Source organism: Mycoplasma sp. 527, assembly GCF_053851595.1.
In genome coordinates this window covers 1-13,253 of sequence record NZ_JBSQAY010000008.1, presented here as the reverse complement: position 1 = coordinate 13,253, position 13,253 = coordinate 1, and the positions used below count along the sequence as shown (strand labels likewise).

Annotated in this window: 11 protein-coding genes; 3 read left to right on the top strand and 8 right to left on the bottom strand. The window is 27.9% G+C overall.

Annotated elements, in window-relative coordinates; translation table 4 throughout:
- Positions 1–525 precede the first annotated feature (525 nt).
- A complete protein-coding gene (locus tag ACWXVQ_RS03140) occupies positions 526–1,059 on the top strand; it encodes a DUF4011 domain-containing protein (RefSeq protein ID WP_456013592.1) in 534 nt (177 codons plus the stop codon).
- 73 nt (positions 1,060–1,132) lie between these two features.
- Entirely contained in the window at positions 1,133–5,236 is a 4,104-nt protein-coding gene (locus tag ACWXVQ_RS03135; RefSeq protein ID WP_456013590.1) for an AAA domain-containing protein, read from the top strand.
- A 307-nt stretch (positions 5,237–5,543) separates the two neighbouring features.
- Here the strand turns inward: ACWXVQ_RS03135 and ACWXVQ_RS03130 are convergent, their stop codons facing one another.
- The 6 genes from ACWXVQ_RS03130 to lepA form a co-directional block, all read right to left on the bottom strand.
- Positions 5,544–5,720, bottom strand: coding sequence for a hypothetical protein (locus ACWXVQ_RS03130; RefSeq protein ID WP_456012000.1), 177 nt, complete (start codon positions 5,718–5,720; stop codon positions 5,544–5,546).
- Between the two features lie 186 nt (positions 5,721–5,906).
- Positions 5,907–6,290: a hypothetical protein gene (locus ACWXVQ_RS03125; protein ID WP_456013588.1), complete on the bottom strand. Its 384-nt coding sequence runs from the start codon at positions 6,288–6,290 to the stop codon at positions 5,907–5,909.
- A 785-nt stretch (positions 6,291–7,075) separates the two neighbouring features.
- Positions 7,076–8,128 carry an alcohol dehydrogenase AdhP gene (gene adhP, locus ACWXVQ_RS03120; protein WP_438340362.1) on the bottom strand — a complete coding sequence of 351 codons (1,053 nt, stop codon included), beginning with the start codon at positions 8,126–8,128 and terminating at the stop codon, positions 7,076–7,078.
- Positions 8,129–8,358: 230 nt separating this feature from the next.
- The gene (locus ACWXVQ_RS03115) at positions 8,359–8,583 is read right to left on the bottom strand and encodes a YneF family protein (RefSeq protein WP_438340363.1); all 225 of its coding nucleotides are present in this window, start codon (positions 8,581–8,583) and stop codon (positions 8,359–8,361) included.
- Between the two features lie 6 nt (positions 8,584–8,589).
- Positions 8,590–9,495: an MSC_0882 family membrane protein gene (locus ACWXVQ_RS03110; protein ID WP_456013587.1), complete on the bottom strand. Its 906-nt coding sequence runs from the start codon at positions 9,493–9,495 to the stop codon at positions 8,590–8,592.
- A gap of 24 nt (positions 9,496–9,519) precedes the next feature.
- Positions 9,520–11,316: a translation elongation factor 4 gene (gene lepA / locus ACWXVQ_RS03105; protein WP_456013586.1), complete on the bottom strand. Its 1,797-nt coding sequence runs from the start codon at positions 11,314–11,316 to the stop codon at positions 9,520–9,522.
- 71 nt (positions 11,317–11,387) lie between these two features.
- Between lepA and ACWXVQ_RS03100 the strand changes: the two genes are divergently transcribed.
- Positions 11,388–12,251 carry a diacylglycerol kinase family protein gene (locus ACWXVQ_RS03100; protein WP_456013584.1) on the top strand — a complete coding sequence of 288 codons (864 nt, stop codon included), beginning with the start codon at positions 11,388–11,390 and terminating at the stop codon, positions 12,249–12,251.
- A 112-nt stretch (positions 12,252–12,363) separates the two neighbouring features.
- On the opposite strand, the gene ACWXVQ_RS03095 is transcribed toward ACWXVQ_RS03100, so the two are convergent.
- Complete coding sequence (locus tag ACWXVQ_RS03095; RefSeq protein ID WP_455966167.1) at positions 12,364–12,711, bottom strand: hypothetical protein; 348 nt, start codon at positions 12,709–12,711, stop codon at positions 12,364–12,366.
- 305 nt (positions 12,712–13,016) lie between these two features.
- Positions 13,017–13,253: hypothetical protein (locus ACWXVQ_RS03090; protein WP_456013583.1), on the bottom strand; the 237-nt coding region annotated here is incomplete at its 5' end.

Genomic DNA, 13,253 nt, shown 5'->3' with positions numbered 1-13,253 from the left:
TCAGTAGTTTCGACATTTACGAACAAGTTTAATTACTTGATTAGAAATTTAGAAAGATTTAAATTAAATACATCGGATTTAAAACAAGAAATTAACCGCTTAAAATCAATGTTTAAAAACGTAATTAAAGAAGTGGATAATAACCTATCTGAATACTTTAAGTAGATTTTTAATTCTATTTTATTGTCCGCAAAAGTGGGTTTAAAAAATTTGGTTTACCAACCAATCCAAATATGAATAAAGCTTAAAAAATAAATTTGATATCATAAGTTTAATAAACATTTTTAAACTATAAAAATGTTGCGATTTGATTAAGAATTAACATGCAATTTAACGCATAAAAGTAAAAAAAGTGCCAATTTTTTTAAGCAAATCAGCACTTTTTGTATATTTTTATAATTAGTTATAAAATTATAAAAATCATTAAAAGTTTAAGCTGTATAAAAAAATCATTATTGAAAGTATTTTAAACATAAAACCAGCAATAACAATCTAAATTTAATACAGTATTAAATGTAAATAGAAATGGGATTAAAAGACATGATCGATAATATCAAAAAAGAAAAACTAATAAAAAATATTAATCATTGAAAAACGAAATTACTTGACTTAACTTTAAGAAACAAATCCTTAAATATTGGTATCTCTTTAAAAAAGACCATTCCCAATAAATTAAAAATAGTTTATCCTGACTTTTATTCATTACTAGAATTGTTCAATAACACTGAAAAAGAAGTGTTCCCATTGGCAATTTATGACCAAGTTAGAAAATATACAGAAAGCCAATACGGATATGAAGCTTTATATTCACATAATTTAGAAGATATTGAGCAACAAACAACTATCAAGAAAAATCAACTTTATCCAGAATTTGGTGAGTCTATATTTTTAGAAACAATTAAGAAAATTGAGAAAAAGGCAAGAACTTTTAGAGAGGAATATTCAATTGATATTGCTTATATGACATTTGGTTTAGTGAAGTGATACGAGTCAACAACTTCATATGAGCCAAATTACGCTCCTTTATTATTCTATCCAGTAGAAATTAAAAAAAGATAGCAATACATCAGGTTGAAGAATTACAAGAAAAGCGGAAAATGATTTTATTCAAAATGAAACATTAGTACGTAAAATGAAAAATAGTTTTAATGCCGACTTTACATTTGAACCTTCAAATAATAATGCCAATGAAATGTTTGATGAATACGCTGAAAAAATTCTAGGCCAAATTAGCGATAAAAGATGAGAAATTACAAAAGATATTTATTTATCTACATTTGACTTTAGTAATATATACATCTACAAAGATATTGAACAAAATATTGAGAAAATATCTGAAAGTGAATTTTTCAAAAGAATGATCAGCGCTGAAATTGACGATGCAACAGATATATCTAATATTAATGAAACAAATATAAACCAAAAGATTGATATTCAAAATCAATATAAAATTCTTAACTCAGATTCTTCACAAGAAATCGCCATTCAAAATGCCATTGAAGGAAAAAGTTTCATCTTACAAGGACCTCCCGGAACAGGTAAATCCCAAACAATTACAAATATTATTACCGAACTTATAACAAGAGGTAAAAAGATTCTTTTTGTTGCTGAAAAAAATGCTGCTCTTCAAGTCGTTTTCAACAACCTTAAAAAAATTAAATTGGAAAAGTATGCGATGCCTATTCACGACACAAAAGTCGATAAAAAAGAAATATTAAGAGATATTAATAAATCAATCGAAGAGGCAAGATTATATGAAATCGATGACAACAATATTCAAACATTGATTTCTAACTATCAAAGAAGCAAAGAATTTTTAGAAAAATATGGAGAAATCTTATTAAGAAAAAGAGAACCTCAATACAAAAATCTTTACGAATATATTGGTAAATATTTTTCATTAAATGACTTCCCAAACATAAGATTCAGTATTAATAATATAATGTCTATTAATGGTGAAGATTTTGAAAATATTAAGAATACAATTCAGTCATTTGAACATTCACTGAAGAACATAGATTTTAATTTTAAACAACATCCATGGTACGGTTTATTAAAGGATACAATTAAATTTAAAGAAAAAGATGAGATTGAGGAAAAACTATTTTTCTTAAAAGATCATTCAAAAAATATTGCTACTTGAATCAAAAACTTGAATATTTTTGCACAACCAAACGACTTTTATAATGAATTTTCTAAACATACTTTAAATATAAAATTTGTTGCAAACTTCATTAAAAATAATAACTTCAAGGATATTTCAAACTATTTAAATGGCGGTATTGATTTAGAAATAATAAATTTAAAAGAAATTATTAGTGTGTTCAATGACAAAACCGCTAAATACGAAACCCAATCTAAAATTTGAAAGAATTTAGAATTTTTTGAAACTAATGATGCTATAGAAGTTTATTCAACACTTAACAAAAACAAATTTAACCCTTTTAGGGTTTTTTCAAAAACGTGAAGACAATACAGAAGTTATTTCAAAAAACAAAATGTATATGAACCTGAAAATCTGTGAAAATTAAGAACCCTTGATGAAGCTAAAAAATTCGCTGAAATAAAAGAATTGGACACAAAATTTAATGAACTAATAAACAAAATAAATCTAAATTTAGACAACTTCAATATTGATAAAGTTAATGAAGTTTTAACCAGTCTTGAGTTTATTAAACAAAATAATAATGATATCCTAACAATATTCAATGCGTATGTAAAAACTTATAATCAAAACAAAGAATCAATAAAGACAAATATAAATAATTTAAACACACTATGTGAAAATATTGAATTTCTTGGTTCCTTATTCGACAATAATATTGTAAATTTTAAAACAGTATCACTAGATGATTTTCTATCTAAAACAATAACATTATTGACAAATATGGATTCAATAACTAGCTACATAAGTTTCATTAGCGCAAAAAATAGGCTTGCCGATTTAGGTCAAAGTTCTTTCATTGAAGCCATTATTTCAAACAATATAGATAGCAATTTTGAAAACATTTATCTTAAAAAATTCTATGAAAAACTAACAGAAACTATTATTCAAACTGAAATTTCAAATGCAGATACAGTTTTACTAAATCAATGTGTAAATGTATTTAAAGAAAAAGACAAAGAAGCTAATACTTTGGCAAGAGATAAAATTATTTTAGAAAATGATAAAAGAATTAAATCTAGTTTATTCTTCGCCGCTGCTAATAGTCAGTATATGTTGCTTAAAAAAGAAAGCAGTAAAACTCGTGCCATTATGCCTTTTAAGAAGTTTTTTGAAAAAGCACTTGAACTTATTTTAAATATAAAACCTTGTTTAATGCTTTCTCCTCTAACAGTAAGTAACTTCTTTAAAGATGTTGACTATACATTCGATACAGTTATATTTGACGAGGCATCTCAAATTAGACCCGAAAGTGCTATAAGTTCATTATTTAGAGCTAAACAAGTTATAGTCGTTGGAGATAAAGAACAAATGCCTCCATCAAACTTCTTTTCATCAGCAGAAAATGAAGAAGGTTTTCTTGAAGTCGAGGATTCAACAGATAACTTTTCAGATGGCTATGATTCACTTCTAAATTTAGCTGAAGCTAGCCTTAACTCAATTAGACTAAAATGACACTATCGTTCAAAATTTGAAGAATTAATTTATACATCAAATAAAGAAATTTATAAAGACTTAATAACATTCCCTAACTCTAAACAACCTAATGATATCGAAGGATTAAGATTCCTTTACGCAAAACCAAATAAATATATTGACGAAACAAACACATTATTTGAAGAAGCAAAGAAAACAATAAAGGACATTATTGAAAAGTATCAAAATAAATATTCAATCGGTGTTGTTGTATTTAACGCCGAAATCTTAAATCAATTTGAAAGAGAAATGGATAAATTTATTCATGATAATCCACATTTAAAATTTTATTTTGATGAAGATAGAGAAGATGCATTTTTTGTTAAAAACATTGAAACAGTTCAAGGTGATGAAAGAGATATCATATTATTCTTGCTAGATAATAAAAGGAACGCAAACGGTGAAGTTAGTGTAAACTTTGGAGCAATAAATAACAGCGAATCCGGATATAAAAGACTTAATGTTGCAATATCTCGTGCCAAAAAAGGTTTAATTCTTATATCATCATTCAAAAGTCATGAAGTTAATTGATTCAGAAGCGAACAAAGAGGGGTTAAACTTCTTGAAAAATTCATTAAAAACGCTGAATTCGGAATAAACACCTTAGAAGATTTAAAAGAAACGAGCGGAGGTGTTGAATCACTTTTCGAACAACAAGTTTATGATAAACTTACTGAGCAAGGTTTGACTTTAAAAACACAAGTCGGATCATCAGGATTTAGAATTGATTTAGCAGTAGTTCATAAAAATAATCCAAACAAATATATTCTAGGAATAGAATGCGATGGAGCAACCTATCACTCTTCAAAAACAACACGTGATCGTGATAGATTAAGACAAGAAGTGTTAGAAGCAAGAGGTTGAAATATTCACAGAATTTGATCAACTGACTGATTCAAAAACCCCGATGCACAAGTTAACATTATTTTAAATAAATTGCAAGAATTATATAACAACACTAATTCGACTGACGAATCAGAAGACAACGAAGAAATGATAAAATCATTCACAATAGAACTAAATGAACATGAAAATGAACAAGCAACTTTCCCAGCATTTCCTGATCTAGATAAATTTATTGAAATGAATAGTTTAAAATTTTTAAAATCATATCAAGGAGAAAGAAGTCTTATTATTGCTCAACTATTTTCAGTTGCAGGTGCATTGCCTTATAAAACTTATGAAGGTATCGTTAAAAAATTACTACGCGAAGATCGTTTAACAAATGGTGTTAAAATGTTAGCAAGCAAATTAGCATATGGACTGGGTAGCAAAGATGAATACCTATTCATAGTTCCTTCTTTCCCTGATTTCAATTTTAAATTTAGGGAAAGCTTTTCAAAAGAAACAAAAAGATCAATTTTTGATATCCATCCATATGAATTGCGTGATCTATTTATAACAATATTAGAAAATTCTTATATTACAATTAGCTTAGATGATTTCTGTAGAGAATTATCAAATAGAATTAAAACACAAGTTTCAAACCTACAACAAAAAAATTACGTTCTTGATATTTTAAACAAAATGGCAAAAGAAAGAAAAATTCAAAAATTAGATGATGAATTATTCAAAGCCAATGATAAACTCGACTAATAACTAATCAAATAAATTCAATATAAATATTCAAAATTATTTCCCAGTTTAAGTATAAAAAAATACAAATACATCTTAAATTAAGGCGTATTTGTATTTTTATTATTATTTTTTAACTACAATTATTAACCGCAATATACAGATATTAAACAATCTAAGCACCTACTGCTTTAAAATAAATGAAACAAATTATTAAAATAGAAGAAAAATTAAAATTTCTTTTTTTATCATAATCGTACTGGTTCTTTTTATTTTTTCAATATTTAATATTGACACCAAAACATTTATATGGAGCTCTCTGATCTCATTATAAAAAGATAACAAATATTTTTGTTGCCTTATCGGGATTTTTAGGAGTTATTTCAATATATTGATTTGCAAAGAAAAAAACAACGGTATATTTAACCGAAATACTCAATGCAATTTTATACGCATTCTTTTCATTTGCAAATGGCTTAGTCATTGATGGAATTCTATAATTCATTTATATAGCAATATTGATATCGATATTAATTAATAAAAAAATCAAGAAAAATTTCAAAATAAGTGAACCAAGAAGTTCATTATATTCGTCACTATTATTTGCGTTATATTTTTTAATTTTCTTTGTAATATTTTACTTTTCAAACCCATTTACCAACAATATATTAGGAAAAATATTCAATATAAATTATTTAGAATTTGGCTCAAATTTTAAATATAAATTAGTGTCTGTTATACTGTTAGCAACATTCAATCCAATATCAGCAGTCGCTTCAACAATGATGGCGTTAGGTTTTAAAGATTCGTAAATTGTATGATGTTTAAAAAGCATAATATGCTTTGCGTTTTTCTCTGGTGTTGCCTTTCCAAATTTCGATGCTTTGATCATAAACATTATCCATTTTTCAATTTCATTATATCTATATTTTGCAACTTCAAGGAGAACAACATTAAGAATTACATTTTCAGGAATGGGAGCAAGCAAAAAATCTACTGTTATAAAAAATATTGCTCCTTTTCTAAATGAGCACGGTATTAAAATTATTGACAAAAGACTGACTGATACAAGCATTTTTCTAAACTATATAAATGATTTGAAAAAGAATGGGTATAAAACCAAAAAATATTTTTCAAGTATAGACTAGAACAAATTAAAAATATGCAACAATTTGACAAGTGTTTAATTGATAGACATATGATTGATGACTTTTTATTTTTAAGGTTTTGATCAATATGAATTTTTTTACAAAATCACAAAAAATTAAATGAAATTTATTTTATAAAACCAAATACAAATTCCTTTTATTAATACAACTAAAAATTGATATATGCTTTGCAATTCTAAGAGATTACGAATTCATACAGAATAATAGAAAAAACGCCAGCTTAAGTCACAAAGTAGAGTTCGAAAGATGAAGAAGATCGGTCGAGCTAAAAAATGATTTATTTTTTAAAAATGTAAATAAAGAATATTTATAAGATAACGGAGTACTGGGAAAAATATTGGCTAAAAATCTTAATTACTTCTCTAAAAAACATTTTGTATTCATAAATACAGAATATTAAATTTCCAGCGAATACATCAAGAAAATAATAGAAGAAAAAATGAATAAAATTTATATAGTTTAATGAGGTAAAAATATTCAGGGTCCGAATTTTTTTATGAAAGGATTTAAGTGAAAATAGTTTAATTCTATTTCGCACATAATAAAATCACCGATAACATTTTACTATATATAATAGATGGATCATTTTTGTTACAATTTAACATTTATATTCATTTTTTAAAAATACTACTCATATTAATTGAGTAGTATTAGAGACTTATATTATTCTACTTGGTATATTTTTAAAAAATTATTTTGTTCTAAAATCAATAACTGCTCTTCCGAGAAATTCGCCTTTTTCAAGTTTTTCAAAAATTTCTTCAACATCTTCAAGTTTAACAATTTTTGTAACTTCTGATTTTACCTTTCCCTCAGCTGCATATTCAATTGCTTCTTTAAGATCTTGTCTAGTTCCTACAATTGAACCAACCAATTCTTTTTCTAACAGAACAGTTCAAAAAATAGAAACATTAATATCAACCTTTCCCATAGCATCCTTGGCCGGCAATCCCACCAAAACTTGGCGCCCACCACGCCGTAATATTGCCATTCCTTGTTCGGCTGCTGTCGGATGTACTGAAGTGTTGATAACAGCATGGACTCCACCGTTTGTTAACTGCATAATTTTACTTATAAAATCAGGATCTTTTCGTGAATTAAAGGCAGCAACCGCCTTACTCTTCAATGCTAAATCAACCTTATCATCGCTAATATCTATTCCAATAGCCTTATATCCCATTGCATTTGCATATTGAATCGCAAGTTGACCTAATCCACCAACACCTATAACCGCTACATAATTATTAGGTTTAATGTTAGTTCTCTTTAAAGCCTTATATGTTGTAACACCAGCACAAATAATTGGCGCGCCAGAAACAATATCAAATTTTTCAGGAATAATTGCTACATAATCCTCATGACCAATAGCATATTCAGCAAATGTGCCATCTTTTGTATAAGCAGTCATATTTTGGTTAGGACATAGAGTTTCTCTTCCGGTTAAACAAAACTCACAATGACCGCATGTGTCATGAAGCCAAGCCAAACCAACACGATCACCAACCTTAAGTCTTGTGCATCCTTCTCCAAGTTCACTAACAATTCCGATCCCTTCATGTCCAGGAATGAGTGGATATTTTGGATCTACTAATCAATCAGCATTAGCTGCATGCAAATCAGTATGGCATATTCCACTTGTTTCCATTTTTATTAATACTTCCTTATATTTGGGTTTAGGAATAGCCACTTCTGTTATCGATCAATCCTTTGGCCCCCTCACAACAAATGCTTTCATTTTTGTCATTCTAATATACCTCCAAAGTTATTTACATTTAACTTAAATTATATCAATAATATTCTAACTTATCATATTTTAAAAATGTCGGTTTGATATTGAGCTTGTTGTTAGTGACTATACTCATAGCATTCAAAAAAATATTTAATAATAAATATCGATAATGCATATTAAACACAAAAATTTCATAACGCATGAATAAATAATAAAAATAGAATGTGCTCATTATTTGGCACACTCTATTTTGCTTGTTTCATCGAACGCATTACGCTTCTAATTTGCGCTTCAGAAGCCTTGCGACCCATTTGTTGAAACATAACTCTAATCATCTTTTCATTGATTGGTGGGTTTTCTTTTAATTGCTTTTCAAATTTTTTCTTTGTTATAAAAATAGCTAAAATAGCACCAGCAATTCCAAATATGATAGGTAAAATTACTAATAAAACGATTCCTCATACAGGCATAATATTTTATCTTCCTCTCTTCATAATTCTTTTAACAATTAATAAAATTATAATAGGTATAACTAAAAGCACTAACACACTTATAAAAAAAATTTTAGCTCAAAACTTATGTGCTTCTGCTCTTATTTTTGATAGTTCTGTATTGCTCATCACGTCACTACCAAAAAAAACTTGAATATCAACCATTCTTTTTTTTCTTTGGATTGTTCCAATAATAAATAAAAGTAAAACCCCGAGCATTATTCCACAAAGAATATAAATAACTAAATTTGGGTCAGAAAAAGCCTTGTGTATTCAATCCTTAAAGTTCAAAATTCATCACTGAGCATCCTTAAGGCCTCAAAAGGCAAGAGTAAATAAACCCACATAAAATAAAATCGCAACAACAAATCATGTAATTCTAACTTGTCTTCTCATTAGTTTTTCATACAATGAGGCAATAAAAGGTGGAGCAAAACTAATTCCTTGTTTTATTTTTTCACGATAATCGTCAACAGACTTAGATAGTGCATTCAGGTCTATTACATCCAAAATAAGTAAGACTAACGATATTAATCCAAATAGGATTGGAGAAACATATCACCCTCATGGGACTAATTTAATATCTTGGCTTAGATAACTAGAAAATAATGAGGGCGCAAATGCAAATAATAAGCAAGATATTAATGCCAAAAAAAATACAAATAAATAAGCTGATATGCTAAACTTTTTTAATGATTTTTCAGCTCTGAAAACCTTATATATTCCATTTGGTATTAATCCTTCAGGGTCGAGAGTTTTTTTAATGTTAGAACTTAATGATTTTGTCTTGATTTCTGCACCTGACATATTATTAACAGTTAACATTTCAGAATATTTTGCAACTACATCGCTACTTTGAGAACTATTGGTTATAATTGGTTTTAATTCCATAAAAGCGCAGTCCTTTCTCATGACCTATTTTTTATTGTTATCTGTTTTTAAGATTGCTAAAAAAGCTTCTTGTGGCACCTCAACACTGCCGATCTGTTTCATTCTTTTTTTGCCCTCTTTTTGCTTCTTTAGCAATTTTTGGCGTCTTGTAACATCTCCACCATAAAGTTTAGCAGTTACGTCCTTACGATAAGCCTTAATTGTTTCTCTTGCGATAATTTTACCACCAATCGCCGCCTGAATCGGAATTTCAAAATTTTTTCTTGGTACTACCTCCTTAAGTTTTTCGGCTAATTCACGACTCTTATTGTATGCGAAATCACGATGAGCAATTAGCGCTAAAGCGTCAATTTTTTCCCCATTCAACATTATATCTACCTTAACAAGATCGCTTTCTCTTAAGCCAATATGTTCATAATCAAAAGAAGCATAACCTTTTGAGTAGCTTTTCATTAGATCAAAAAAATCGAATATAGTTTCATTTAGTGGAAGTTCATATATTAAACGTCTTCTTTTTTCATCTAAATACTCAATATTAATATACTTCCCTCTTTTTGATTGACAAAGTTCCATAATAGACCCAATATATTCCTCAGTTAACATAATTGATGCTCGGATATATGGTTCCTCAATAGTTTTAATATAACTACGATCAGGAAATAATGAAGGATTGGTAATATATCCAACCTCACCATTTGTTAGAGTAACAACAAATTCCACAGAAGGGGCAGTTGCTAATATATCAATATTAAATTCTCTTTCAAGTCTTTCTTGTAAAACGTCCATATGTAATAGACCAAGAAAACCAATTCTAAAGCCAAATCCAAGAGCCTTTGAGGTTTCGGGTTCTCATATTATTGAAGAATCAGAAAGACTAATTTTTTCTAAAGCGTCCTTTAAGGCGTTATAATCCCTGTTATCAACGGGGAAAAATCCAGTATAAACAACAGGCTTCATTTTTTTATATCCAGCAAGAGGATAATCGACAGGATTATCTAACAAAGTTATAGTGTCACCAACAGCGACATCCTTAACATCCCTAATTGATGCAGTGATCCAACCAACTTCACCGGCAGAAAGTTTATCTCTTTTTTCTTCATAAGGATTCTTAACACCTAATTCTGTAACCATATATGATTTTTTGGTTTGCATAAAGTAAATGGTGTCACCTGGTTTTACTTCGCCATTAAAAATACGCGTATAGATAACAACCCCTCGATAATTATCAAAATAACTATCAAATATCAAACCTTTAAGAGGCTTGTTGGGATCAGCTTCTTTGGGAGCAGGTATTCTTTCAATAATTGCTTCAATAACATTATCGATATTCTTTCCTGTTTTAGCTGAAATTAAAATTGCATCACTTGCATCAATGCCAATTATACTTTCGATTTCTTTCTTAACTCTTTCCGGTTCTGAACTAATTAAGTCAATCTTGTTTATAACCGGTATTATCTCAAGATTATTTTCAATGGCTAAATAAACGTTAGCTAATGTTTGTGCTTGAATACCTTGTGTTGCATCAACTAATAAAATAGCCCCCTCACAGGCTGCTAGACTCCTACTTACTTCATAGGTAAAATCAACATGACCAGGTGTATCGATCAAATGAAAAATATAATCCTTATATTTAATCTGAACAGCATTTAATTTAATAGTAATTCCTCTTTCCTGCTCCAGATCCATCGAATCTAGAATTTGAGGTTTTGATTCACGCATTGTAATTGTATTAGTTTGTTCCAAAATACGATCTGCTAATGTACTTTTTCCATGGTCAATATGTGCAATTATTGCAAAGTTTCTAATTTTAGGATTCGTCATATTTTTATAATTATAAGTTTAAAATGGATTTTTAATACTTTTTTCTAATGATATTATTATATAATACTTCCATGCTATACGTTTTATATAACTCATTATCAAAAACAGGTAGAAATCAATCAAAAATATTCAATATTGTTTCCAAAATCGTCAAAATAATGAACGAGGATTCCTTAAAAATTATCAATGTAGCAAGTAGCAATAATAACAATTCCCCGCTAGATCGCCTTACTAACGAGGATAAAATTATAATCATTGGTGGCGATGGTACCCTAACACATATTATTAACACTTTAAAACAATCGTGCGCTAAACCAGAAATATATGCATATAAGGCGGGTACGGGAAATGATTTTGTACGAAATGTTAAGATCCACCATAAACCAGAAAAAAAATCGCGACATCTTTACAAAATTAATGAGTTTATTGAAAAATTGCCAATAATTAAGTCAGGAAATACATATAGATATTTCTTGAATGGAACTGGTTTTGGAATTGATGCTCTAATTGCTAAAACTGTTAATGAAAAAAAGAAGTCAGGTGCAAGGGGTTCTTTTTTTCGAACAACAATTGAATGTTTAAAAAAATATAAGAGATTAAACAACATAAAGATTACTGTTGATAAAAAAGAGTATTTTTTTAATAACATAAATCTTGTTTCAGTAATGAATGGGCCTTATTATGGCGGAGGAATGAAAATTGCTCCAAATGCTGATATACTATCTGATAAATTATGTGTTATTGTCGTGCATGATTTAGCAATTACAAAACTTCTCGGTGCTTTTATGCTAGTCTACTCAGGAATGCATACTGCAATAAAAAACGTTGAACAAATATTTGGCAATGAAATCAAAATCGAAAATATAACCAATGATTTTTCGCAAATTGATGGCGAAATATTTGAAACTGGATCTATTATAGAATTTAAAAAATAATTTTTTTGCTACAACTTAAGCTTTTAGAAGTTTTTATAACCAAAACAAGTTTAAACTACAAAACAATAATTAAAAATATTTGGACAAATATCCAAATATTTTAAAATTTTCATTAAATATTATAAAAAGGCAGGCTAGCAGCAGCAGCTGCATGTGAGGCGAGACCAAAAATTAATGAAATAATTAAAATTGGTAATATTAATGAAACAACAATACCACCTATCGCCAATCCTTTACCAGATCCTCCAAGATTCTTAGATTGTACAAGACCAACAATACTAAAAGCCAAACCTAATAAAGGAATAAAAAACGCAAAAACCAATCCAAGAATCGCAAAAATATTGTTTTGTGTATTATTCTTTACTTGCTTATTAGAATTGTTAGAAAGATTTGCGCTGCAAATTGGACAAAACTTAACATATTCATCAAAATGCTTATTACATTTTCCACAGAATTTCATATTTTTAATATCCTTTCAATATATAAATAAATGTAACATTATTAAATGTTCCATATAAATAATACTATATATATATATATATACGAATATCATCTAAAACAGGGCACTTTTTAGCTTTTTCTAGTGATTTTACTATCAAGAAGGCAGTTGTTTATTGAAAGCATCCTATTGATTTATTTCCTATGTTTATCATAAAATTTTTATGTTTTAGAAAACAAAAAAACATCCTGAAATATAACAAGATATTTTTTGTTAAAACATTTTTTGTTTTCATTTTGATAAACTTCATTAATTATTATAGATTTTTAAATAACTGATAGCTTATTTTTTATTTGTTCTAATTCCTTAATTTTGCGCTCTAATATTTTTGCTTTTGATAATACGTCCGTCGCCAAAAATGAAATTGCCTTATCCGTATTTTCAACACTTGCTTGAATATCTATAATTTGCTGTTTAAACGACTCTTTTTGCTTAAACAACGAAGCTAATTCATTTTTAGCATTTTGATATTTTTGTATTAACATTTCTTTTTGTTTATTTAA